This is a genomic window from Paenibacillus sp. sgz302115 (assembly GCF_056120445.1).
Genome location: NZ_JBVYOK010000002.1, coordinates 473,655 through 498,857 on the forward strand (window position 1 = coordinate 473,655; position 25,203 = coordinate 498,857).

Genomic DNA, 25,203 nt, shown 5'->3' on the forward strand with positions numbered 1-25,203 from the left:
AGAAAAGAGAGGATTATTCCTAGATAGGGAATAGTCCTTTTTTTCGAAATAGAAGAATTTATATGTTTCACGCTATAAATTATCCTTCTATTTCTCGCTGAAACGGATACCGTCCTTTTAAGGACGGCGTAGCCGTTTCTACTTGCTGTGTAAATTTTAAATACTTAATTTTGTAACATTTATCGGTTGCCTATAGCCCGAAAGAGTCATGTGGGTATTGCTTAGGCAATGCTATTGTAAATATTAGGATTTTGGGAGGGGACAGCAACGTATACGAGAATCAAAGTGCTTATCCTGCTGCTGCCTACAGTGATGGTCGGGATTTGGGAGGTTGTGCGCCATCAATTCCTGATGCCTTATATCTCTATGGATATGGGCAATTACTTAACGCCTGTACTTGTGTTCCTGGTCAGTATTGTGCTGCTGCTGCCGCTGTTCACGATCATGGAACGGAACGGGCGGGAGCTGGAGCAGGAGCGGGCGCAGAAGACGGCAATGGAAGCGAGAGACACACTGGCAAAAGAGCTGCATGATGGAATGGCGCAATCTTTATTCCTGCTCTCTGTGCGGATTGAGCGTCTGGAGCAGAGTCGCAAGAGCGGTGAGGTCAGCGCTGACAGCATCGACCAGATCAAAAAAACCGTGCATGAGGTCAACCGTTATGTCCGTGAGGCTATATCCAATCTCAAGGTTCCCGTTTCCGGACCGCAGCCGTTTTCGCTTGCACAGTCGGTTCAGGAGCAGCTCACGCATATCGCCAGCGAGGTCTCGGTTGATGTTCTGCTCGACTGGAAGCTGCCGGAAGAAGCCTTAACTCCCGCAGAACAGGCAGAGCTGCTGGCCTGCATCCGCGAGGCGATGATTAATGTACGCAAGCACACCCGGGCGGGCAAGGTAGCTATTTCCGGTCTGGGCAGCGCAGAGCAGTGGGGAGTTGCTATTACGGACGACGGTGCAGGAATTAAGCACGAGGACCCTTTTGCGGTGAGCGGCAGCTATGGGCTGCGGATTATGAAGGAACGTGCTGAAGGCATGGGCTGGAACCTGTCGCTGAAGTCGGGCGAGTACGGGACTCTTGTAGAGATTACAAAAGGGGGAAGCTCCATATGAACCGCTGCCGGGTGCTTGTAGTCGATGATCATGTCCATGCCCGTGAGGCGATGTGCGAAATTCTGGCGATGGATGAGCGCTTTGAGGTAATTGGTGCGGTGGAGAGCGGTGCCGAGGCGATTATCTGGACCGGGCAGTGGATGCCTGATCTGATTCTAATCGACATCGGAATGCCGGGAATGGACGGTCTGGAGACGACCAAGCGGATCAAACAGGAATATCCCTATGTCAAAATCGTCATCGTAACGGTGTCGGATGAAATTTCCAATTTGTTCGAAGCGCTGAAGCAAGGGGCGCAGGGCTATCTGCTGAAAAATCTGGCTCCCTCAACCTGGATCGAATATTTGCAGGCGATTGTCAGTGAGGAGGTTCCGCTGAGCCGGGAGCTGGCTTTTCAGATTCTGAAGGAATTTGCCGTCACCTCTGTCAAGGAGGAACGGGAAGCATTGACGGTGCGGGAGAAGGAGATACTGGGCTGTGTATCCTCCGGCTCCACCAACAAGGAGATCGCAGCTGCCCTGAGCATCTCCGAGCATACGGTCAAGAACCATCTCAAGAATATTCTGCAAAAGCTCCAGCTCCAGAACCGCACACAGCTTACAAGATACGCCCTGGAGCAGGGACTCGCTTCGCGGGGACGGGATTTTCCGGGGAAAAGATAAGGACAAAAATATACGTGAATGAGGGGTAACATGAATCAACTGCTTCGTAAATTAATGACACTCGCTGCTCCGGCAGCGGCACTTCTGCTGGTGCTCGCCACTATGGCCAGCGCGCATGTAACGGTCAGTCCGGCTGAGTCGGCCACCGGTGCATGGGAGACCTATACACTCAAAGTCCCTTCGGAGAAGGACGCGGCCACTATACAGGTTGACCTGCGCATCCCGGAAGGAGCGGAATTTAAGCAATACGAGGCGACGCCAGGCTGGGATGTTACTGTAGAGGGCAACAAAGTAAGCTGGATCGCTAGCGGTAAGGGCATCCAGGCCGGGCAGTTCCAGCGCTTCTACTTCACTGCCAAAAACCCGGCTGCTGCCGGTGAGCTTGCCTGGAACGCCTATCAGCATTATGACGATGGCAGCTTAGTTCAATGGTCCGGCGAAGAGGGCTCGGAGACACCGCATTCCATCACGGAGATCGTGCAGGCGGCTGGGGGAGACAGTCATTCCGGTATGGCGGATCATAGTTCGATGAACATGGGGGCGGAAACAGATAAAGCGCAGGAGAAGCCTGCAACCCCGGCGGCTGTCTATGTGGCACTGGGAGTATCCATCCTGTCGCTGCTGCTGGCGATTGCCGGTTTGTTCCGCAGTCCGCATGCCTGATACGGGAAAAAGGTGAATCGTTTACATTATAGAAGGGTGTTCCGAAGCCATTAATGGCTATTGGGACACTCTTTCTTGTTTTTAGGAGTTAATTATGGAGGATTATGTAAAAGAAAAGCGAATATAACTCTATTAAGCCAGGCACTTTTTACAAGCATTTTACATGCTTTTTACAAGCGTATAAGGAGGACGAAGATCATGGCGCTCCAAGCGGAAACTCTGGTAGAAGAATGGCTGAACAAGAAGGGGTATTTTACCATCCGGGGCATTAGAGAGAAGCTGAACGAAATTGACTTTCTTGCCGTCCGCAACAATGGCGATGAGGGCTGGGAGTACATTCATTGCGAGGTGCAGGTTAGCGTGCGGCCAGTGGCTTACATCAGCAAGCTGACGAAATCGCAGATGGAGAAGCTGGGAGCGAAGTCGAAGACAAGTGCCAAAGTAAGAAATACTGAGAGCATCAAGGACAGTGTGAAGGCCTGGGTCGAAATCAAATACACCTCGGATAAAAAGAAGAAGTTACGGGACGCACTGGCTGGCGGTGCAGATTGGCAATATTGGTTCGTGCATGGCAAAGTGAAGGATACACGTGAGCTGGACTGCATCCGGGAAGAGGGCGTGAAGCTGATCGCGATTAAGGATGTCCTTCAGGAGCTCACGCAAAACAACACAGAGCACGGCTTCTCCGCAGCTTCGGCCGGGGACCTGGTCGAGCTGATAAATCTTCTGAATACGGAGGAGCCGTTGGCGGAGGAGGCTTGATGAACCACGGAACTCTGCGGAGATATGTGCAATGATAATACTTGTAAAAAAGCCTCGGACGGTCAGGTGAGCGCCCGAGGCTATTAGTGCTGCATTTAGGCCGCTGTGCTAGAGGCGTTTGCGTTTGTAGAAGGTAACTACAGAATCAGTTCTAAATCCGTCTCATAGGACGGAGCCTTTGTGGCCCGGGGAGAGAAGGATTCGTCGTATCCATCCTCCTGTTCCTTAACGGACCGTAAAGCCGTTATTTTCCCGAAAAGGATACATTTAGCCTAGCTAACGGACCGTAACGCGCTTATCGCCTCTTCAGCAGGTATATTTAGTTTGAAAGTCCGCCCATAAAGGCACTGGAGTCCGTTAACTTGCGGAAAAATGACTTCCAGTAGAAATAAGAGCTGCTCAGTCCATTACAAACGGGCGGACTCTTCCGATCAGAAGATGATTCTGACGATCTACTAGAGCGATGTGTCATCCGGCGAGTTTTTCTTGGCAGCCTCATTGTTCATCGGAGCCGGGTTAAAAGAGACGACAGGTTCTCCCTTTTCATTCCGGGAAACACTGTAGATTCCTGCAGACGGCTGCCGGGGCTGGCCATTACTGCTCACATATTCATCAACTTGACGGGAGGCTGAGGACGCTTGTTGATTTTCCGCCTGATCCTTCGGGGCCTCCTCAGAGGTTGAAGCCTTTGCTCTCAACTGTTGGATTTTCGTATCCAAATCCTTGATCTGTTTATCTATGGAATCATAATTTTGGCTTTGTTTTAATGCAAACGGGTTCTTTTCTTTCTGCTTCTCCTGCTCAAGCTTGGCTCTCTCCTGCTCCAATGCTTTAATATCCTGCTCAACGTTTTTTGAACCGCCCCCAATTGGTTTTTGCGGAGCATGGGTCCCTATACTGCTGACATTCATATGTAAAACCTCCTTTTATCTTTGAAGACACACTTAGCATAATCAGCAGCTTATGCCGTTTCAATAGATTTGGAATCAGATGCTGTCTGAGTGTAGTGGAATGATAAAAGGACATTCAATTTATACATTTGCGGGGTGTTTTCTACGCTGACCGCTCCATTATACTTTTCAGCGACAGCTTGAATGTTTTGCAGCCCAATGCCGGAGCCTCTGGCGTGTGTATTTTCCCCGTTGCAGCTATTTTCAATTTCTATCATAAAAAAATTCCCTCTTTGAACCGCATAAATAATTATGTATTGGTCCGATCCTTCAATGGGGTTGCAGGCTTTTATGGCATTGTCAACGGCGTTTGAAAAAATGATGCATAAATCCATCTCATCTATTGCGTCTCCTGCTGGAATCTTCATGGTGCAGTCTACCCGGATGCCTTTTTGCTGCGCCAGCCCTAATTTGTTAGATAACAGCATATCAATGACCATGTTTCCAGTTTGGCAGGGAAAGGAAAACGTATCTGAAGCTATTTCCAGCTTATTTAAGTACTCCGACGCCTTTTCATTTTCTTCATTTTTTAAAAGCCCGCGCAGCACTGTCCAGTGACTCTTTATGTCATGCCGAAAAGCCCGGGTCTGCTCATACCGGGTTTGTACCTCCTGCATATAATCCTTTTGCATATCGATTTGTTGCTCCAGCAATGTGTTCCGCATTTGCAATTCAAAGGCCTCAGATAGTTTCTGATAGGCAAAAAGTACGGCAAACAGACAAACAAAAGCCGCAATTTGGATGAGTAACATTTCCCAATCACTTATGCTCGAGAAAAGGCGTGCTCCGTTCCGGTTGAAAACGGCGGTAGTCATAAAAACATACTGCACAACAAGTAAAACAAACAGGATTGGCATTAGCAGAATCAGTACATACAGATTCACGGGCGTTTTTCTTCTGCCAAATGACTTTATAACATACCTGTAACTAAAAAAGGCGGTTGTTATTGCAAGCAAGTTGCATATAAGTACACTAGCATTCATATACGGGAAAAATGGATAAATGATGCTGGATAAGGATTGGAAAATACCGTTTACCACCTGCATCAGACTTATGGTCAGTATGGCTGTAATTGCTGATAAAGCCGGAGTGCATTGCAAAATAAGACATCCGAATCCGAATAGCGCGGCCAGCTCTAACATAGTCGAAGTTGGAAACGATACGCGCAGTTGTATTTCTGTGGCATACAAAAAATACATCATTAATACATACGTAAAATAGTGATTCCATTTCAAACTCTGATTGATAAATTTTCCGAAAAAATTAATTTCAAGCCACGCTAAGCTGCCGTTCAAAATACAAAAATAGAAGAAGAAATCAAACCATTTATTTGACAGGCTGAACATTTCCATAATATCTTCGTTCTTCTTTCATATAGTTTAAAACTGCCTTTGCAAAATCCTGCTGCCGAAGCCTTGAAATCGGAAGATTGTCTCCGTTCTCTAATTTTGCCGTTCCATGCTCATAGCTGCAAACGTACTGAAGGTTAACCAAATAACTGCGATGACATCTGAAGAAAAAGGGTTTTAGCTGTTTTTCCAATTCTTCTATTTTGAAATAGTATTCAATTACCGTTTGCTTGGTATGAACAACAATTTTTCTGTTAATGGCCTCGCAATATAAAATATCTGAAAATCGGATAGATTTGCACCAGGCTCCTGTTTGAATGGTCAAGCTGTGTTTTTTTCGATCCTCAATGTAATGAAAAATACGGTCCATTGTCCGTATGAAACGGTCATCGTCTATAGGTTTTAATAAGTAGTCCGATGCTTCCACCGTGAAAGCGTCAAACACATATTCCTTCAATACTGTGACAAAAACAAGCATGCTCTCTGAACCTGCCTGCCGTAATTGTTGCGCCGCTTCCATACCGGTAATGCCGCCCATTTGTATGTCAAGGAAAATAATATCGAAGGATTCATTGCTCTCAAGCAGCGCTTCAGCATGTGAAAAAGGAAAGACCTGACTGGAGTAATTTGTGTTTTTCATATATGCAGTGATTTTATTAGTTAATTCGGACAGCATGATTTGCTCATCATCACAGACAACAATTCTAATCAAAGATTTCATCTCCACAGTACATCGGATTTCAATTCAAGCATACAGATATCAAGCATACAGATATCAACGTGCCGATGCAATCGGAATGATGTGAAATGCAGTTTTATGGTCATCAAATGCAAGAGCGCGCGCGAAGAGCATTTATTTAAAATGAAAGAAGCCTCAGATGTTCTCTGAGGCTTCTTTGCAGGATTACAGCCGTTTTCGCTTATAGAAAGTAACGAACGCTGCAGTGAGCAGGAGGACAACAAGAGCTACGCCAGTAGTAATGGCTTCGCTTGCGCTACCTTGCTGCTGCGCAATGCCAGCGCCGCCAAAGTCGCCGCCCGGCATGCCGCCGCCGAAGCCACCGCCCATACCGCCGCCCGGGCCGTTGCCGCCCTCGGGAATGGCCGGCCCGCCCATGGCGCCCGGCTCTCCGGCGGGAGGGCCGCCTTGCTGCGCACCCGCCGCCGCACCTTGCGCGCCGCCTTGCTGCGCCTGCGCACCCGTCGCTGCACCTTGCGCACCGCCTTGCTGCGCGCCCGCCGCCGCACCTTGCGCTCCGCCTTGCTGCTGCACCGCTGCTGCGCCTTGCCCTTGCGCGCCTTGCGCTGCGCCGTTACCGCCCTGGCCGCCGTCACCGCCTGGGCCACCAAAACCGCCTCCGCCCATACCGCTTCCCGAGCCGTCGCCGGAGGAAGGGATAGTGCCGGCAAGCTGCTGGGAGACACTTGCCGCCATCGTCGACATAAATGTCTTCACCGCTGTAATCCCGCTCTTGTACTCCTCAAACGTATAGAAAGCGGAGGGATCGGCCTTCACATAGCTGGAGATCATCGTATTAAGCTGATCACTCCGGGCCTGGAACGTTTCGTCCTTGAGATAACCGTCCAGCATCTTGCGGATGATCTCGTGATATTTCGCTTTGTATTTCTCATTCGCCAGCAGCTTTGCGATCAGCGGCCGCTCGGCGAGTGCGCCCTGAGTCGGCTCATCAATCAGTACATCCGAGCCGCCCATGCCGCCAAAGGCCATATTATAATCCCACGGCAGAATCGAGAACACCCCATCGTCCTCATATAGATAATAGTTCTGCTTGTTACCGCCGAGATAGCTGTCCATATTGCCGGTTACGGCATTCAGCGCGATATAGCCGAGGGCCTCATCGACGTTGATGTATTTCTCGTAATCGGTGCCGTTGTTCAGCTCATTCAGCATGTCAAGGACGATATCATCGTTTGATTTCTCCGACTTCATCTCAAGGCCGGTATAGAGCGAAGCGTCATCGCCGAGCCAGGTCAAATCGCTGCCCTGGCCCGTCATTACCCCTTTGTACAGCGCACCGTAAGTATTGCCGAAGTGGCGTTCCAGATAGGCATCACCGATCTGCTCGACTGCGAGGTAGAAGCCCTTCAGTTCATCGTTGACGTAGATGTTGACGAAGGAATATTTTGGCGTGGGAAGCCCCATGTTCTCCGCAAGCTCATAGGTCAGGAATTCCCGCATATACGAGGCGTCGCTGTAATTGTTGTTGAGATTGATTTTGCTGATGCCGAATAAAGTCTGGTTTACATACTCGTCAAAAGAAATCTTGAAGCTGTAGCGGTCGGAATCGCTCATCTGCACGACACTGCGCAGGCTCAGATTGCCTTTGGTCCGCACCGCCACATTATCCATCTTGATCCCGTTATATTCTACAGAAGCCATCTTGTATTCCTCGGCGCTGGCATTATCCAGCATGTCCTGAAAATCATCCGGGTCGATGGTAATTTTGACATCCACAATCTTGTCCTTAGGAAAAACCTTCGTATCCAGATTCTGCTCGTCGCTTGACACCGCTGTATCCTTGACATCCTTAGTTGTACTGTTGTTGCTCGCAGACGTATTTGCATTCTGACAGCCGGCCATAGCGATAACGAGCAGCAGACAGCAAAACATCAGCAGGACAGGGTTACCTCGTGCTTTCATCCCGGCACCGCCCTTCATCATGATACATAATCGCCGCTATAGCTGATCAGAAGGGCGTTTTTCACGCCGGTAATATCGGATACAGTATTGACGAACCCGCCTTCCTTGTCATTGAGACGCAGCTCCAGTGTAAGCTCGATGTTGCCTGCGGTTACAGTTTTTTGCTTCACATTGTAGCGTTTGACGGATTTGTTCAGATGGCTGTGCACCTCGCGCTCGCTGTTATCGCTCTCACAGTTGATAACCAGCAGATAAGGCGTTTCGACTGAAGAATTTTTAATGAACAGGAACAGAATCAGCCCGATAATTACGGAGCCGATGATCGCAAGCGTGAAGAAGCCAGCACCGGTAACAATGCCTGCTACCGCAGCCCAGAAGAGGAAGATCAGATCGGTTGGATCCTTGATCGGAGTTCTGAAGCGGACGATAGAGAGCGCGCCGACCATCCCCAGCGACAGGACGAGGTTCGAGTTGATGGCGATAATGACTGTAGCGGTAATCATGGTCATGCCCATCAGGGAGACGTTGAAGCTTTTGGAATAGAGCACGCCGCTGAAGACCCGTTTGTAGAGCAGATAGATGAAGAAGCCGATCAGAAAAGCAACCCCGAGCGTGATCAGCATTTTGGAAATACTGATGTCGGAGACGAAATTGTCGATCACTGAATTTTTGATAATATCGGAAAAAGTATTTGTTGTCGCGTCCTTACTCATTTCAATAATCCTCCCAAGTGTTGGTTTTTAGAAATTTCCGGCAAATCACGTATTTTGAAGCAGACTGTCTGTTCAACCCATTAAGCTGAAGCGCAATCTTGATATACTCCGGTATGTATTCGTCGAATTTGACCTCGAAAATAATAAAGTTCTCATCCAGAGCCCGTACCGGCTGCAGCTCCTTGCTGAAAATATCCGTGGAATGCAGCCCTGTGCGCAGCTCCTTGTCAAAAGTAATCCGCACATTGCCGTTATGGCAGACATAAGGCTCGCGGACATAATCGACGATCACCTTCGGGCGCAGCAGATTGTAGTGCATCTGGCTGTATAGCTCCATGAACAGCGGACTGTCCGGCACCTTCAGCACCTCATAATTGCCGGCCATAATCTGGTCGTACATCTCCCTCGTCAGCGGTTCTTTAATTTTGGCGATGTAGTCGTCCATTTTAATTTTTTTCTCAAAATGAATCACATTGTCCTGGACGTTGTAGATCCGTATCCGGTATTTGGCACGCTCCCGCAGGCCGCCGAGCTTATCGGACAGCGCCGAATTGTTGATATCGTCAAAATACAGGCTGCGGATATGATATTCCCCGCTGTCGTCCGCGTTCTGGTCGGCATCAATCAGTGTTTTCAGCCGCTGGCGCAGAATCAGGTATTGATGATAGTTAATAAAAAATTTCAGCTCATGGCGGAATTGCAGCTTCTTATTCATTTCACACCTCATTTCTCTCTGGTTTCTGGTTTAAATTTCTATCTCTGTAACTTGCCAGCTCCCATGTTAATGGACGTACCTTATTCTTTTCTTAAAATTGCCTGAATGTTAACTGAAAGTTTTTACATTGCGTTAACAAATGACGCGATATGTGAGCTTTTTGGCGGAGTCTATTTGACTTCTGTCTTGGTAAGAGAGTATCTTATAACGAAAACAGATTATGGAAGGAGCAGTATGAAGGATTTGAAGATCCTCTTCATCATAGGAATTATTGTCATCGTACTTATTGTGCTGGCGCTGGGCGTGGAGCGGCTCAGACCGAAACAGGCGGAAGTCGCTGCCTCTTCGGGCATGCCGTACGATTTGGTTACTACCTTCAAGGGTGACACCGGAACGAGCCGTGCCTTCACCTGGTTTACCGCAGATCCCGGCGTTGCCGGATGGCTTGAGGTTGTAAAGGGCGGGGCGGCAGCTTTTACAGGAGGAATTCCGCTAAAGGCCGAGGCTGCAAATAAGGTCATTCGGACGGATGCTGGCACAAGAGGTGTACATAAAGCGGAGATTGCCGGGCTTGAGCCGGGAACCCTGTATGCCTACAGAGTAGGCAGCGGAGCGGAAGGGGAATGGAGTGAGGTTGCCGAGTTCAGAACGGCGGAGGCGGGTGGCGGCAACGTGACCTTTATTAACGTCACCGATTCGCAGGGAGTTACGTCAGCCGACTTCAAGCTATGGGGCAAGACGCTGGACAAGGCGTTTCAGACCTTCCCGGCTGCGCAGTTTATCGTGCATAACGGAGACCTGACGGAGGAGCCGGAGAAGTCGGCGGGCTGGGACCAGTTCTTTGGGAATGCGCAGAGATGGACCAAAGGTGTGCCGCTCATGCCGGTTACGGGCAATCATGATGAGGTGGACGGAGATGCGGCGAGCTTCACCTCGCATTTCAATCTGCCGGACAACGGGGCGAAAGGTTCCATAGCAGGAACCACGTATTCTTTTGACTATGGCGCTGTCCATGTGGCTGTGCTGAATACGGAGAGCAATCTGAAGCAGCAGGCCGAGTGGCTGAAGAAGGACCTTGCGGGCACGGATAAGAAGTGGAAAATCGTAGCGATGCACCGTCCTGTCTACGGCGGGAACACCTACAAGAAGTTGGAGGATTGGACGGAGATTTTTGACAAATATCAGGTGGATTTGGTGCTGCAGGGACATAACCATGAATATTCCAGATCCTATCCGCTGTATGGCGGGAAAATCGTTCCCGAACAAAAGAATTCGGGCAGCGTCCGAAGAGGTACGGTGTATGTAGTCACCAACGCTTCCGGCGCAAAGTTTAACGAGAAGAAAAACGATCAGTTCTACCATAAGGTTCACTTCCAGAACAACAAGCAAATGTTCGCCGGAATAACGGTGAGCGGCAGTACGCTAACCTATCAGGCCTATGCTGTAGACGGCAGTAAGCTGGATGAGTTTGTGCTACAGCATTAGCTATGACAAGACTCTTCTGAAAGGCTGCAGAAGGGTCTTTTTTGTGCGACAATATACTAATTTTGACATAAATAGTGTGAAAATGGTACGGAAACAGGTGACGATTTTCTCAAAAAAACAACTATTTTCCCTCACAAATTATAATATTTTCCAATTATAATGTAAGCGTTATCAAATATATTCATAGGAGGCGTAAAACGTGAATCGTAAACGTATCCGCAAAATGGGACTAGCTGTCCTGCTGGCCGCTATGACAAGCTCTTTATTCACCGCTTTTCCAGCGACAACCCGCGCAGCCGCAAGCGAAGCCTACAACTGGAAAAGTGTCGTCACCGGTGCGGGCGGAGGGTTTGTACCCGGTATTATTTTTAATCAGACCGAACCCAATCTCATCTATGCGCGGACAGACATCGGCGGAGCATACCGCTGGAATCAAGCTACCAGCAGTTGGATATCCATCAGTGATGCGGTAGGCTGGGTGGACTGGAATAAGAACGGTGTCGATGCGCTGGCTACCGATCCCGTTGATCCGGACAAGGTATACATGGCTACAGGAACATATACCAACAGTTGGGATACCAACGGGCAGATCATGCGCTCCAGTGACCGGGGAAACACCTGGCAATCTACCCCGCTGCCGTTCAAGGTAGGGGGCAACATGCCCGGCCGGTCAGCCGGTGAACGCCTCGTCATTGACCCGAACAAGAATAATATCCTCTTTTTCGGAGCACGCAGCGGCAATGGATTATGGAAGAGCACAGACTCTGGAGTGACCTGGTCGAAGGTAAGCTCCTTCACGAATGTGGGTACCTATGTTCAGAACCCGAACATTGAGTATGGCAGTGACATAGTGGGATTATCCTGGATTACTTTTGATAAGAAAACAGGAACTCCCGGCCATGCGACCCAAACGATCTACGTCGGCGTTGCAGATACGGCAAACAGCGTCTATCGAAGCACCGACGGCGGAGCGACATGGTCAGCAGTTCCCGGACAGCCTACCGGATATCTTCCTCATCATGGCGAGCTCTCCTCCACAGGAGATCTATATATTACCTACAGTAATGGAGTAGGGCCGTATGACGGCAGCAAAGGCCAGGTATGGAAATTGAACACAGTCAGCGGTGCCTGGACGAACATCAGCCCAACCAGCGGTACGGATAACTGGTACGGCTTCGGCGGGCTGGCGCTGGATGCCCAGCATCCGAACACGCTTATGGTAGCCAGCTTCAATGCCTGGTGGCCGGACGAAGTGATCTTCCGCAGCACGGACGGCGGTGCGACCTGGAGCCGGATCTGGGATTGGGGTTTCTACCCTGAACGTACCTATAAATTCAATTTGGACATCAGCGCAGCGCCTTGGCTCGATCATGGAGTGACAAACCCTACTTCCATTGATCCGTCGCCTAAGCTCGGCTGGATGATGGGTGATCTGGAGATTGACCCGTTCAACTCGAATCGTATGCTGTACGGAACTGGAGCTACAATCTACGGATCTAATAATTTGACCTCCTGGGATACAGGCGGCAAGGTTAATATCTCTGTTATGGCCAAAGGCGTAGAGGAAACAGCCGTGCTTGGCCTGATCAGTCCTCCGTCGGGAACGGCCCACCTGATCACGGCGCTTGGCGACGTCTCCGGCTTCCGGTATGAGGATCTGACACAGGCACCGGTCAAGTTCCAGACCAGTCCGTCATGGGCGACTACGACAGGCATTGACTATGCGGAGCTGAGTCCTTCTTACGTAGTGCGGGTAGGCGGAGCCGATAAGGAGAAAACACCGAGCATGAAATCTATCGGGATCTCCAATGACGGCGGCGTGAACTGGTACATGCCTAATGGCGAGCCTTCGAACGGCGCAAAGACCACCGCAGGGCAAGGACAGGTTGCAGTCTCTGCGAGCGGCAACTCCATTCTGTGGAGCACCTCGGATATCGGTGTCTATTATTCCAAGACCACCGGCAACTCCTGGACAGCGAGCACCGGAGTTCCTGCAGGTGCCAAAATAGCCTCTGACCGGGTGAACCCGAATAAATTCTATGCGTTCTATGCCGGAATCTTCTATGTCAGTGTGGATGGCGGGGCTACTTTCAGTGCTACAGCGGCAACTGGACTGCCAACCGACAGTGTAGACGGATTGCAGCCGAGTAACGCTCAGGTCAGCATGAAAGCCGTTCCCGGAATTGAAGGGGATGTTTGGTTTGCTGGTGGTAATACAATTGAAAATAAATATGGCATATGGCACTCTGCCAATTCAGGGGCAAGCTTCACCAAGCTGACGAATGTCCAAGAAGCCGATCTGATTGGCTTTGGTATGGCCGCCCCAGGCAAGACCTATATGGCGCTGTATACGGTTGCCAAAATCGACGGAGTCAGAGGGGTCTTCCGTTCAGATGATGCAGGCGCATCGTGGGTGCGCATTAATGATGATGCCCATCAATATGCCAAGATCAATATGGCGATTACCGGAGATCCAAGAATTTACGGCCGGGTCTATCTTGGAACGAACGGCCGCGGGACGCTGTACGCTGACCCGGTAAATGCGCCTACCACTGGCGCTTCGATCACACCAACCACCGCCAGCTTTGACAAGAAGACCGCGAATCAGGCAGATATCGTCGTTACCATGACTTTGAACGGCAATACGCTCAGCTCGATCAAGAATGGAGCGGTGACTCTGACAGCGGGAACGGATTATACCGTCAGCGGGACAACCGTTACCATTAAGAAAGCCTATCTGGCAGCACAAGCCGTGGGTAGCACCACGCTGAGCTTCAATTTCAGTGCAGGGGCGGCACAATCGCTGGCTGTTACTGTCACGGATACAACGGGAGTGGCAAACTCGGCGATCACGCCGGTTAACGCCAGCTTTGACAAGAAAACGGCCAATCAAGCGGATATTCCAGTCACGTTGACCTTGAATGGTAATACCTTAAGCTCGATCAAGAACGGAGCGGCAACTCTGACGGCTGGAACGGATTATACCGTCAGCGGCACGACCGTAACACTCAAGAAGGAATATCTGGCTGCCCAGGCGGTAGGTACAACTACCTTGAGCTTCAACTTTAGTGCCGGAGCCGCAGCTTCCCTGGCTGTTACTGTTGTCGATACCACCGCAGCAGCAAATTCGGCAATCACGCCGGTCACGGCCAGCTTCGATAAGAAAACCGCGAATCAGGCGGACATTCCAGTCACGCTGACCTTGAATGGTAATACTTTAAGCTCGATCAAGAATGGAGCGGCAGCCCTGACGGCCGGAACGGATTATACCGTCAGTGGCATGACTGTAACGCTCAAGAAGGAATATCTGGCCGCGCAAGCGGTAGGTACGACTACCTTGAGCTTCAACTTCAGCGCCGGAGCTGCGGCTTCACTTGCCGTCACTATTGCAGATACAACTGCCGCACCGGCAGGTGCGATTAAGGTGCAGATGTTCAACGTTAACCAAGCCGCATCTGTACAAGCCATCAATCCAAAACTCAAGCTGGTCAACACAGGAACAAGCAGCATCTCGTTGTCAGACGTGAAAATAAGATACTATTACACGATTGATGGCGAGCAGACACAGAACTTCTTCTGTGACTGGTCCCAGGTTGGCAGCGAGAATGTGACCGGCACTTTTGTCAAAATGCCGGCTGCAAAGACAGGGGCGGATTATTATGTGGAAATTGGCTTTACAAGTGCCGCTGGCTCCCTGGCCGCCGGTGCAAGCATTGATATCCAGATGCGGGCAGTGAAATCGAACTGGACCAGCTACACGCAGACAGACGACTATTCCTTCGATCCAACGGGTACTAGCTATGCCGATTGGAGCAAGGCTCCGGCTTATATTGCCGGCAGCCTTGTATGGGGGAATGAACCTTCATAATGTAAAGGGGGAGGCAATTTGAACGAGGGGTGTCCCAAAAAGCCATCAAGTGGCTTGGGACACCCCTCGTTTTTTTGCGCAAGATATACGTAAGCGCTTGGTGAGGACGCTCCGCGAACGCATCGTTGTTTCAATCGCGACAGTCTTTTACATCCAGGTAGAAGGAGGTACAGTATTACAGCGTTTGCCCGCTGTCTACCGTAATGATCTGTCCGGTAATAGCCTCCTGCTCTAGAGCGTAGCAAATGGACCGGGCAATATCCTCCGGGGTGGCGATGCGCTGCAGCAGCAGATTCGGGGCGAGCTGGCGCATTTGCTCTTCGCGGCCCGCCCACCATCTGGTGGCGACAGCACCCGGTGCTATGCAGTTGACGCGGGTGTCCGGGGCCAGCGCGCGGGCTAGGGATTTGGTCAGCCCATGCACAGCGGCTTTGGATACCGCGTAGGGAAGAGAGGAGCCTGCTCCGGTAGTTCCGGCAATGCTGCCGAGATTGACGATGGCTCCTTGCTTATTCTTTTTCATATACGGCGCTGCGGCCCGGGCGCAAAAGAACATGCCTTTTACATTCACATCAAACAAATCATCCCATACCTCCTCCGTGGCCGCTTCCAGATCACTCATGGGAAGATGCTCCGTAATACTGGCATTATTTACGAGCAGATCAATGGTCCCGAAGGTTCCGGCGATCTGTTCTGCCATATTTCGCACTTCAGCATCCTTAGATACGTCGGCTCGTACTGCAATAGCTTGACCTCCCTGGTCAATGATCTTCTGGACCGTTTCCAGTGCTTCCGTCTCCGAACGGGAATAGTTAACAGCGACGATAGCTCCGCGATTAGCCAGCTCGAGACTGGTTGCCCGACCAATGCCCGTCCCTCCACCAGTTACTAGTGCCACTTTTCCTGACAGTTCCATGTCCATCCACTCCTTGACAGAATTAATATGCTTATTTCGAGTTCAGCCGGAAGCCTTCTGTTGCACTTTCTGCAGCAGATCCTCTCTGAATCGGCCGGAAAACAGAATCTATTGCACTCTGTGCAGTCAAATTGAGCCGAAAACCTGCTTTTACCCCATATTACAGAAATCTATTGTATGAAATACAGCAGATGGTCATTCATCACAGAATAATTGATATTCTATTGCAGAAAGTGCAATCACTCCCCAATTCCCCTGTACTCCAGCTACATAGAGTATTTTATAAAGCATTTTCGATTTTGTATAATTGAATAAAATGAAGGATATGTTCAATTTTTTTGAATTGAAGCAGAGAGAAGGGAACTATTCTGGACCTGAAAACATTAAAAACCTTTCACGCCATCGTCCGTACCGGAAGCTTCAACCGTGCGGCGGAAGAGCTGAATTATGCCCAGTCGACGGTCACGATGCAAATTCAGAAGCTGGAAGCGAGCCTTGGGGTTGAACTGCTTGAACGCGGAAAAGGCATCAGCTTGACTGAAGCCGGACGTTTGTTCTACGAACAGAGTCTGCGTATTGTGAAGGATATGGAACGGCTGCAGAGCAGCCTGGCCGATTTGAAATCAGGTGAAGCGGGGAGTGTGCGTATAGGTGCAACCGACCCTACAGCCAGCTACCGGCTGCCTGTAATTTTGCGCAAATTCATGTCTCAGTTTCCCAAAATGGAGATGTCTGTAGATATAGCCGGTTCGGGCGCGCTGTGTGAACGTCTGCTTCACGGAGAGCTGGATCTTGTGCTGTGCTCAGCCCCGGAGCTGGGAAGGGAGCTCTATTTTGAGCCGCTGTTCATGGAGCCGTTCGTGCTGTTAATGCCTGAGGAACATCCTCTTGCCTCAGAGGTGAGGATTACTGCAGACCATCTGCGCGGACACCGCCTGCTGATTACCGCACCCCATTGCCCTTACCGCAAAAAACTCGAAAGCGTGCTGCAGGAATCTGCCGGCCCGCCGCTGGACACGATGGAAATCGGCAGTATGTCCGCCTTGAAATTCTACGTGGAGAGCGGGCTCGGAATCGCGCTTGTACCGGAGGTTACACTTCATCCCGTACCAGCCGGAACTGTATTACGGAAGCTGGAGGGACAAGCTGTGGATATGACCTGCGGCATAGCCTGCCGAATGGCTGATTACCCCCTGAATCCGGCCAGCCGGAGCCTGTATCAATTTCTGAAGCAGGAGCTGGCGGAGCTGCCTCTCCTCTAAATAGCTGGTGAATGTTGACAAAAGGAGAAGACGAGATTATATTGATATTAACAACTAGATAATAACATTTTAATGATAAGATAAGTTAGATCTGTATAACCCCCTAATATTGTGGAAAGAAGGAGCTGCGATGGCCAAGCTGTTTATTGTGGGAAATGGATTTGATTTGGCGCACAGAATGAAGACATCCTATGAGCATTTCCATCAATACCTGAGAGAGGAGTATCCTGAGTCAGATGGCGATGATTTTACAGTACCCGAAAGTACAATCAAGCCCCGTGGAGATGAGGTATATGACGATGTTGACACAGTATCCTACTTGCTTCGTCTAATTTCCGATGTAGAGCCTGATGCGGATAAATGGAGTGATCTTGAGACTTCATTGGGCGTTTTGGACCTTAGCGAATGGATTGATAGTATTGAAGAGCAGCTGGATGAAGACGGAGATCCGGATTATAGCAAGAATGCATTCAACATTGAAGATTTGGTAAATAGTCTGATTGAACCCACCCGGCGCATTACTGATTATTTTACCGATTGGGTAGATACGATTGAGGATATTGAGGCAATCCCATGCAAAGATGATTTTGCCGCACTTATTAATACAGAAGACGATCATTTTCTGACGTTCAACTACACGAAAACCTTGGAAATCCTGTATCGGGCGAAAAATGTCTGTCATATCCACGGCGAGCAAGGAGGTGACCTGCTGTTTGGACATGGCAATGATGAAGATTATTACGAGACCAATATGGAGATGTATACGGGTTCAGAAGAAGGACTGCAGGAAATTCAGAAGCTGCTCCGGAAAAATACCGCTGGCGCCATGCTGAAGCACAAGCATTTTTTTGAGGGGCTTACATCCTCCGTTGACAGTATCTATTCATTCGGATTTTCCTTCGCGGAGGTTGATAAAATCTATATTGAAGAGATCTGCAAAAGGGTGGACACAGCGAAGATCACCTGGTATCTAAATGATTTCGAATGCCCTGACAAGCGGGCAGAATACCAGGAGATGATTAGAAGGTGTAAGTTCCGCGGGGAGTTCAGCACTTATCATATCTCATAAAAAGAGTCCCAAACACACATAAACCTCTATTATTGATTATTCATCAATAGTAGAGGTTTATGCTGTAACCACTATACCCATGTTCTTCTCAGACTCCTTATCCTATCCTTTGTACTCAGCCGGGTAGAAATCGGTCCGAGGCGGCAGTAGATTTGCCTATCCTGCCCGTTAAATCTTCTCTAATTCATCCCCTGGTAACGATTGGATTGATGTTTCAATATTTGAGCTTTAGGAAGCCCGCACCATTTCGTTCCGGGATGGATTGAAAGCTTTACCGACAGGATCAAAGATATAGTCTCAAGCTCAGGGAGTACATCTGCCAAAGTGACCCAGCGAAGCGATTGTAGCTGCCCGCCGTTGTTCCTTTCTGCAGTGTATGGTTCCTTGAGTTGATACCTGAATTATACCCCCGGACAGCGGATTAGTAAAAAGGCGAATACTTTAAATTTGGGTCTATTTTTGATTACATTCTAATGTAAGCGCTATTATGCGCCTGTTTACTTGGTTTTTTGTTGTATAATTTCCGTATAGTCTAGGGATAAAGGATAGCAGAAGGAGGAAGAGCTATGAAGCTGTTTCAGCTAAAGACACAGCCGCTCTGCATTGAGCGGATACAAGAGTTCCTTCAGGATAACTATGTCTGCATCGGATATACAGGCATCGGTGATCTGGATAATGTGGACAGGGAGGAAATCCGCAGAAGGCTGGTTCAGAGCGGTGCGGTTCAGGGGCGGGAGCTGGAAGCAAGCCTGGAGAGTCTGGAGCTTTTTGTACATAGCATGCAGGATGGGGATTACGTGCTGGTCGCGGATGAACAGTGGGCGTATTTGGGCGACCTGGGTGATTATTTCTATGATGAGGCTTCTGACAATGCCGGGGATGGACGCTGCCATCGGCGGGGTGTGACCTGGCTGAAGAGTGTACCCATTGCTGAGCTTAATCATTCTGTGCGGGAGTGGATGGCGGGGGAGGTGCTTGTCTCACAGTACACAGGTCCGCTGCCAAGGGCAAATTTTGATTTGTGGATTGCAGGCTTAACGGCGGAGGGCAATATGAATGGGGACAAGGCAGGAAAAGTGGATGAGGAGACGTTAGCCGAAGCACTCGCTGTTCTTAAGTCCGCTCTGTACAGCGAGGATGCTGAACGCCGGGAGCGGGCAGCGATTGCGATCCTGCAATATGCCAAATGATTTCTCCGCATAGATGAAATAAAAGCGATTTCACTATATACTTAGCATATGCTAACAAAACTGAGTTTTGTAGAGAAAATTCATGTGGCTTATGCTAACAAAATCTTAGGAGGAACAAATGGGCATTCAATATTTTTCTGAGGAACGTATCTTTCATATTCAGAGCAGCGCAACCAGCTATGTTATTCAACTGCTGCCGACCGGCATTCCGGCACATGTATATTGGGGCAGGAAAATCCGTGCAACCGGATTGTCCGCCATTCTGCAGCGCACGGAACGGTGCTCCTTCTCACCCAGCCCTTTTCCGGAGGATATGTCGATCTCGTATGACACAATTGCCCAGGAATATCCATCATACGGTGTGGGGGATTTCCGTCATCCGGCCTATCAAATCCAGGCTGCGGATGGAACGACGGCTTCTGAGGCAGTGTACGACAAGCACCGTATCTTTAAAGGCAAATCCGCTCTTGAAGGACTTCCGGCTACGTATACAGAGCATGAAGACGAGGCCGAAACGCTGGAACTGGAGCTGCTTGATGCTGTTGCCGGATTGCGGATTATTCTGAGCTACACTGTATTTGGCGAGCTGAATGCGATTACGCGTTCTGTGCGTTTTGTGAACGAAGGTGCAGGTTCGCTGAAGCTGCTGCGCGGACTTAGCATGAGCGTGGACCTGCGCGATTCCAGCTATGACCTGCTGCACCTTTCAGGCTCGTGGGCGCGGGAGCGCTATGTGGAGCGCAGAGCGCTTGCCCCCGGTATGCAGGGCATCGAAAGCCGCCGGGGCGCGAGCAGCCATGCCCACAATCCGTTTCTTGCCCTACTCTCCAAGGGGGCTGATGAAGATCACGGAGAGGTATACGGGGTTAGTCTTGTCTACAGCGGCAGCTTCACCGCCCAAGCCGAGGTGGAGCCGTATAAGACCACCCGCTTGTCCATCGGGATGAATCCTTTTGACTTCAGCTGGCTGCTGGAGCCGGGCCAGTCGTTCCAGACCCCGGAAGCGGTGCTGGTCTTCTCGGCGGAGGGTCTAGGTGCGATGTCCAGAACCTATCACAAGCTGTATCGCACGCGTCTGGCCCGTGGCACCTTCCGTGACCGCACACGTCCAGTGCTGGTGAATAACTGGGAAGCTACGTATTTCGATTTTACTGCCGACAAGATTGAAGACATTGCCCGGGCAGGCAGTGAGCTTGGCATGGAGCTGTTCGTACTGGATGACGGCTGGTTCGGACACCGCGATGATGACCGCAGCTCGCTTGGCGACTGGTTTGTCGATCCAAAGAAGCTGCCCGGGGGTCTGGCGGATTTGGCTGCGCGGGTGAATAAGCTGGATATTCAGTTTGGCCTGTGGTTTGAGCCGGAGATGATCTCCCCGGACAGTGAGCTGTACCGCCAGCATCCCGATTGGTGCCTGCATGTGGCGCAGCGCCGCAGAACGCTGGCCCGGATGCAGCTTGTGCTGGATTTCTCACGCGAGGATGTCTGCCGGGCGATTGGCGACCGGATTGCGGATGTGCTGCGCAGTGCGCCAATTACCTATGTGAAATGGGACATGAACCGCAATATGACCGAAATCGGGTCTGCACTGCTGCCGCCGGAGAGACAGCGGGAAACGGCCCACCGTTACATGCTGGGCCTCTACAGCGTGCTTGAGCGAATTACCTCGGAATTCCCGGAGGTATTGTTCGAGAGCTGCTCCGGCGGCGGCGGACGGTTCGATCCGGGCATGCTCTATTACATGCCGCAGACCTGGACAAGCGACAACACCGATGCCGTCAGCAGGCTCAAAATCCAGTACGGAACAAGCATTGTCTATCCGCTGAGCGCTATGGGCAGCCATGTCTCAGCAGTGCCGAACCACCAGGTTCACCGCAATACTTCGCTTGAGCTGCGCGGTCATGTGGCCATGTCGGGCAATTTCGGCTATGAGCTGGACCTGACGAAATTTTCGAAAGAAGAGAAGGCGACGGTGAAGGAGCAGGTGGCGCTGTATAAAGAGCTGCGTCCGCTTGTGCAGTTCGGAGAGCAGTACAGATTGCTGAGTCCTTTTGAGGGCAACGAGACGGCGTGGCTGATCGCCGCCGAGGATAAATCCGAGGCTGTGGTCGTATATGCCCGCACGCTGGCCGAGCCTAATGATGCTCTACATTATCTGCGCCTCAAGGGTCTTGATCCAGAGGCCGATTACCAGTGGCTTGAAGGCGGCGGCGTATATGGCGGGGACCATCTCATGTATGCGGGGCTGCCGCTGCCTGCGCTGCACGGAGATTTCCAAAGTGTTCTGTGGCGCTTCCGCAAAATATAGATCGTTATCAACTGAAAAAGGGTCTTCCGGCGTTAATGCCGGAAGACCCTTTTTCCGCATAATCAAATATTAAAAGAACTCCACAAATTCATTTACCGGCTTGCGGTAGCCGCGCGGTCTGATTTTGTGCTGGTTGTCTTTGCCGATCGTAATCATCATGACTGGAATAAGATTGTCCGGCAGGCCCAGTACTTCCTTGACTGCTTCAGGAACGCTCATCGGGCAGGTATCCCAGCCCTTGTCCTTAGCAATCAGCATGAACTGCATGGCTGACAAGGAAGCATTGCGGATCGCTTCTTCACGTTGGAAGGCGTCATTGCCGACGTGCATGTTATTAATATCTTCGATTGTGCGGTTGAATTCATCTTCGCTCATTGCCCCGAGCATTTTGAGGCCGCTATAGATTTCCGGTGCTTGCAGATAAGCGTTCTTGTCACCAAGCACGATAATGACGGCTGAAGCGGTATGGATTTTGTATTGGCCATAGGCGGCTTCGCGGACTTTTTCCTTCAAGTCCTTATCGGCAACAACCTTGTAATGGACGTGCTGCAAATTAAATGTCGATGGGGCAAGACGGGCCAGCGAGAACATTTCCTCCAGCTCATTCTGAGGAATCTTGATGCCCTCAATGAAATTATTGGCCGATCTCCGTGCTTGAACCAGTTCTGAAAAAGTGCTCATGTGTATTCCTCCATTGGATATGTAGTGGTTAATTATTAACTGCTGATATTAATTAATAAACTTACTAAATGTTACTTACTCAAGATAGCACAGCTATTGTGCTTCGTCAATGATAAAAATACTACAAGTGTGAATTTTCACATAAAATCAAGGAAATAATCAAAAAATACAGAAAAGAAGTGATTTTAATCACAAAACAAGGTAAAACAGGCAAAAAGATTGTGACGTTTATTACATGAAGAGTGTTATAATAGTCACATTGATTTAGCGGTCTGTTATTTATATATGAGACAAAGCTAATACAAAGGAGCGCTCGATATGTCAGAAACAATTACGAAAACACAAGCTTTAACCAAAGATGAGCTTCTGGATCAACTCTTGAAGCCCGAGGTTCAGGAATCATTAACGACGCTGGTGGAGCAATTGCCCCAGATTACACAGCTTGTCAGTGTCTTGAGCAAATCGGTTGATTTTGTGCAGGCTGTTGCAACGGATGAGGTTTTGAAGAGTGACACTGTAGGCGCCATCAAGGAACTGGCTGAGCCTGTGGTAGATTCCGTCAAAACAATGGCAGCTAATGTGATCGAAGCAAAGGACCGTGCAAATGAGAGCAGCGAGACAATCAGCCTGTTCGGGATGATGCGCATGATCAAGGACCCGCAGGTGCAGAAAATGCTCCGCTTTATGAACGCATACCTGCAAATCAGCGGCGAACGCAATCCACAAAAATAAGGACGGAGGAAATAATATGTCAAAACATATCGTTATTCTGGGCGCAGGGTACGGCGGTCTCCTGAGCGCCATTAACGTGCGCAAATATATGAGCAAATTTGAAGCCAAAATCACAGTTGTCAATCAGTATCCAACCCACCAGATCATCACCGAGCTTCATCGTCTTGCGGCAGGCAGTATTGCGGAGCAAGCTGTTGCAATGCCGCTGTCCAAGCTTTTTGCCGGGAAGGATATTGACCTGAAAATTGCCAAGGTGAAATCCTTTTCAGTAGACAGCAAGCAGGTGCAGCTGTCCGATGGCACGTCGCTGTCGTATGATGCGCTTGTTGTGGCGCTTGGCAGTACTACAGCTTATTTCGGCATACCAGGGCTGGAAGAGTATAGCATGGTGCTTAAATCCGCTGCCGACGCGAACAAAATCCATGGGCATATCGAAGACCGTATCCGTGAATACGCCAAAACAAAAAATCCTGCCGATGCAACGATACTTATTGGTGGAGGCGGCTTGACCGGTGTGGAACTGGTGGGCGAGATTGCCGATGTCCTGCCGAAGCTGACCAAACGTTATGGCGTTGATGCCAAGGAAATTAAGCTTCTGCTTGTTGAAGCAGGTCCGAAGATTCTGCCGGTGCTGCCGGATCATCTGATTGAGCGTGCGACAGCAAGCCTGACCGCCCGTGGCGTTCAGTTCTTAACGGGTCTTCCTGTTACCAATGTTGCCGGAAATGTAATCGATCTGAAGGATGGCCAGCAAATCGTTGCGAACACCTTCGTGTGGACCGGTGGTGTGCAGGGGAATCCGCTGGTCGGCGAATCCGGGCTTGAAGTGAACCGTGGACGTGCTACAGTCAATGAATTCCTGCAATCCACATCTCACCCGGATGTATTCGTAGCAGGCGACAGCGCCGTTGTGTTCGCACCGGACGGCCGTCCTTATCCGCCAACAGCACAAATCGCCTGGCAGATGGGCGAGCTGATCGGCTATAATCTGTATGCTTATCTGAATAACAGCGCCTCGGAAGCTTTTAGTCCGGTCAATTCGGGCACGCTTGCCAGTCTGGGCCGTAAAGACGGTGTAGCTATCATCGGCGCCAGCTCAACACCGCTGAAAGGACTGCCTGCAACGCTCATGAAGGAAGCGAGCAACATCCGTTATTTGTCCCACATTAAAGGCCTGTTCAGCCTGGCGTACTAAACGATAAATTCCCCTCCAAGCAGACACCCGACAACACCTGATGTTGTATAAGGTGCGGGTGAGCTTGGAGGGTTTTTTGTGATATTCTGAGAACCTCATGTGTAAATATTCATAGTAAATGTCTGGAAGTCCATCTAAACTGAATTGAGCTGCAAAGCAACTGCTGACCTGGCTAGCTGCGGACATTGATTCCGTTCAATAGATGCTCTGCGGGAATCTATTTGCTATAATGAATTTGTTTATACTATGCCAGATATTTCATAGGAGGATTTTCAGCATGGAATTTCAAGAAAACGATATCATTCTGTTCCAGGGCGACAGCATCACAGATTGGGGACGTAACTACGAGGACCCGTCTTCGCTTGGCGTAGGTTATGCACTGATGATTGCCTCGCGGCTTGGGTTGCAGTTCCCTGAGAAGAAGCTGACCTTTATTAACCGCGGAATCAGCGGCAACCGGGTGGTTGATCTGCAGCGCCGTTGGGACAAGGATTGTCTGGAGCTGAAGCCAACTGTAGTTTCGATTTATATCGGCATTAATGATACATGGCGCCGTTTTGATTCCGGTGAAGAAACTACAGCCGCCCAGTTTGAAGCTTCTTACCGCGACCTGATTGAGCGCACCAAGAAAGCCACAAATGCCAAGCTGGTCCTGATTGAGCCGTTTGTGCTGCCTGTCCCTGAAGACCGCAAGGGCTGGCGCCAGGATCTGGACCCCAAAATCCATGTGGTGCGCGAGCTGGCACGCGAGTATGGTGCTCTGCTGGTTCCGCTCGACGGCCTGTTCGCTGCGGCATCCGTTAAGGCGGAATCTGCATACTGGGCGCCAGATGGCGTGCATCCATCCCCTGCTGGTCATGCGCTCATTACCGATGCGTGGCTGAGAGCGGTAGGAGCTATTAGCTAAAATA

General features: G+C 50.1%; 21 protein-coding genes. 13 read left to right on the forward strand and 8 right to left on the reverse strand.

Annotated features, from left to right (window positions below; genetic code table 11):
• Positions 1 to 285 precede the first annotated feature (285 nt).
• From AC0LWN_RS07710 to AC0LWN_RS07725, 4 genes are all read left to right on the forward strand, one after another.
• Positions 286 to 1,110 carry a sensor histidine kinase gene (locus tag AC0LWN_RS07710; RefSeq protein ID WP_474663980.1) on the forward strand — a complete coding sequence of 275 codons (825 nt, stop codon included), beginning with the start codon at positions 286 to 288 and terminating at the stop codon, positions 1,108 to 1,110.
• Positions 1,107 to 1,772, forward strand: a complete 666-nt coding sequence (locus AC0LWN_RS07715; protein WP_474663981.1) for a response regulator — start codon at positions 1,107 to 1,109, stop codon at positions 1,770 to 1,772. The genes AC0LWN_RS07710 and AC0LWN_RS07715 overlap by 4 nt, the downstream gene beginning before the upstream one ends.
• Positions 1,773 to 1,802: 30 nt before the next feature.
• Complete coding sequence (locus tag AC0LWN_RS07720) at positions 1,803 to 2,435, forward strand: DUF1775 domain-containing protein (RefSeq protein WP_474663982.1); 633 nt, start codon at positions 1,803 to 1,805, stop codon at positions 2,433 to 2,435.
• Positions 2,436 to 2,633: 198 nt separating this feature from the next.
• A complete protein-coding gene (locus tag AC0LWN_RS07725) occupies positions 2,634 to 3,197 on the forward strand; it encodes a hypothetical protein (protein ID WP_474663983.1) in 564 nt (187 codons plus the stop codon).
• 455 nt (positions 3,198 to 3,652) lie between these two features.
• Here AC0LWN_RS07725 and AC0LWN_RS07730 read toward each other — a convergent pair whose 3' ends face one another.
• From AC0LWN_RS07730 to AC0LWN_RS07755, 6 genes are all read right to left on the reverse strand, one after another.
• On the reverse strand, positions 3,653 to 4,108 hold the full coding sequence (locus AC0LWN_RS07730) for a hypothetical protein (RefSeq protein ID WP_474663984.1): 456 nt from the start codon (positions 4,106 to 4,108) through the stop codon (positions 3,653 to 3,655).
• A gap of 50 nt (positions 4,109 to 4,158) precedes the next feature.
• Positions 4,159 to 5,499, reverse strand: coding sequence for a sensor histidine kinase (locus AC0LWN_RS07735; RefSeq protein ID WP_474663985.1), 1,341 nt, complete (start codon positions 5,497 to 5,499; stop codon positions 4,159 to 4,161).
• Positions 5,474 to 6,208: a LytR/AlgR family response regulator transcription factor gene (locus tag AC0LWN_RS07740; protein WP_474663986.1), complete on the reverse strand. Its 735-nt coding sequence runs from the start codon at positions 6,206 to 6,208 to the stop codon at positions 5,474 to 5,476. Before AC0LWN_RS07740 ends, AC0LWN_RS07735 begins: the two co-directional genes overlap by 26 nt.
• 192 nt (positions 6,209 to 6,400) lie before the next feature.
• Positions 6,401 to 8,158, reverse strand: a complete 1,758-nt coding sequence (locus AC0LWN_RS07745) for a CotH kinase family protein (RefSeq protein ID WP_474663987.1) — start codon at positions 8,156 to 8,158, stop codon at positions 6,401 to 6,403.
• 17 nt (positions 8,159 to 8,175) lie between these two features.
• A complete protein-coding gene (locus AC0LWN_RS07750; RefSeq protein ID WP_474663988.1) occupies positions 8,176 to 8,871 on the reverse strand; it encodes a DUF4956 domain-containing protein in 696 nt (231 codons plus the stop codon).
• Position 8,872: 1 nt separating this feature from the next.
• A complete protein-coding gene (locus AC0LWN_RS07755; protein WP_474663989.1) occupies positions 8,873 to 9,586 on the reverse strand; it encodes a polyphosphate polymerase domain-containing protein in 714 nt (237 codons plus the stop codon).
• Positions 9,587 to 9,820: 234 nt separating this feature from the next.
• Between AC0LWN_RS07755 and AC0LWN_RS07760 the strand changes: the two genes are divergently transcribed.
• A complete protein-coding gene (locus AC0LWN_RS07760; RefSeq protein WP_474663990.1) occupies positions 9,821 to 11,071 on the forward strand; it encodes a purple acid phosphatase family protein in 1,251 nt (416 codons plus the stop codon).
• A gap of 223 nt (positions 11,072 to 11,294) precedes the next feature.
• Positions 11,295 to 14,939 (forward strand): X2-like carbohydrate binding domain-containing protein, encoded by a 3,645-nt coding sequence (locus AC0LWN_RS07765; RefSeq protein ID WP_474664159.1) that lies wholly within the window; start codon positions 11,295 to 11,297, stop codon positions 14,937 to 14,939.
• Between the two features lie 175 nt (positions 14,940 to 15,114).
• Here AC0LWN_RS07765 and AC0LWN_RS07770 read toward each other — a convergent pair whose 3' ends face one another.
• Positions 15,115 to 15,855 carry an SDR family NAD(P)-dependent oxidoreductase gene (locus tag AC0LWN_RS07770; protein ID WP_474663991.1) on the reverse strand — a complete coding sequence of 247 codons (741 nt, stop codon included), beginning with the start codon at positions 15,853 to 15,855 and terminating at the stop codon, positions 15,115 to 15,117.
• A 368-nt stretch (positions 15,856 to 16,223) separates the two neighbouring features.
• Between AC0LWN_RS07770 and AC0LWN_RS07775 the strand changes: the two genes are divergently transcribed.
• From AC0LWN_RS07775 to AC0LWN_RS07790, 4 genes are all read left to right on the forward strand, one after another.
• On the forward strand, positions 16,224 to 17,117 hold the full coding sequence (locus AC0LWN_RS07775) for a LysR family transcriptional regulator (RefSeq protein WP_474664161.1): 894 nt from the start codon (positions 16,224 to 16,226) through the stop codon (positions 17,115 to 17,117).
• 130 nt (positions 17,118 to 17,247) lie between these two features.
• The gene (locus AC0LWN_RS07780; RefSeq protein WP_474663992.1) at positions 17,248 to 18,186 is read left to right on the forward strand and encodes a bacteriophage abortive infection AbiH family protein; all 939 of its coding nucleotides are present in this window, start codon (positions 17,248 to 17,250) and stop codon (positions 18,184 to 18,186) included.
• Positions 18,187 to 18,752: 566 nt separating this feature from the next.
• The gene (locus tag AC0LWN_RS07785) at positions 18,753 to 19,376 is read left to right on the forward strand and encodes a hypothetical protein (RefSeq protein ID WP_474663993.1); all 624 of its coding nucleotides are present in this window, start codon (positions 18,753 to 18,755) and stop codon (positions 19,374 to 19,376) included.
• Positions 19,377 to 19,494: 118 nt separating this feature from the next.
• Positions 19,495 to 21,684 (forward strand): alpha-galactosidase, encoded by a 2,190-nt coding sequence (locus tag AC0LWN_RS07790; RefSeq protein WP_474663994.1) that lies wholly within the window; start codon positions 19,495 to 19,497, stop codon positions 21,682 to 21,684.
• 69 nt (positions 21,685 to 21,753) lie between these two features.
• Here AC0LWN_RS07790 and AC0LWN_RS07795 read toward each other — a convergent pair whose 3' ends face one another.
• On the reverse strand, positions 21,754 to 22,365 hold the full coding sequence (locus AC0LWN_RS07795; RefSeq protein WP_474663995.1) for a nitroreductase family protein: 612 nt from the start codon (positions 22,363 to 22,365) through the stop codon (positions 21,754 to 21,756).
• A gap of 318 nt (positions 22,366 to 22,683) precedes the next feature.
• On the opposite strand from AC0LWN_RS07795, the gene AC0LWN_RS07800 reads away from it, so the two are divergent.
• From AC0LWN_RS07800 to AC0LWN_RS07810, 3 genes are all read left to right on the forward strand, one after another.
• Complete coding sequence (locus AC0LWN_RS07800; protein WP_474663996.1) at positions 22,684 to 23,097, forward strand: helical membrane plugin domain-containing protein; 414 nt, start codon at positions 22,684 to 22,686, stop codon at positions 23,095 to 23,097.
• Between the two features lie 16 nt (positions 23,098 to 23,113).
• Entirely contained in the window at positions 23,114 to 24,292 is a 1,179-nt protein-coding gene (locus AC0LWN_RS07805) for an NAD(P)/FAD-dependent oxidoreductase (RefSeq protein WP_474663997.1), read from the forward strand.
• A 277-nt stretch (positions 24,293 to 24,569) separates the two neighbouring features.
• Positions 24,570 to 25,199, forward strand: coding sequence for an SGNH/GDSL hydrolase family protein (locus AC0LWN_RS07810; RefSeq protein WP_474663998.1), 630 nt, complete (start codon positions 24,570 to 24,572; stop codon positions 25,197 to 25,199).
• The last annotated feature ends 4 nt before the right edge of the window (positions 25,200 to 25,203 follow it).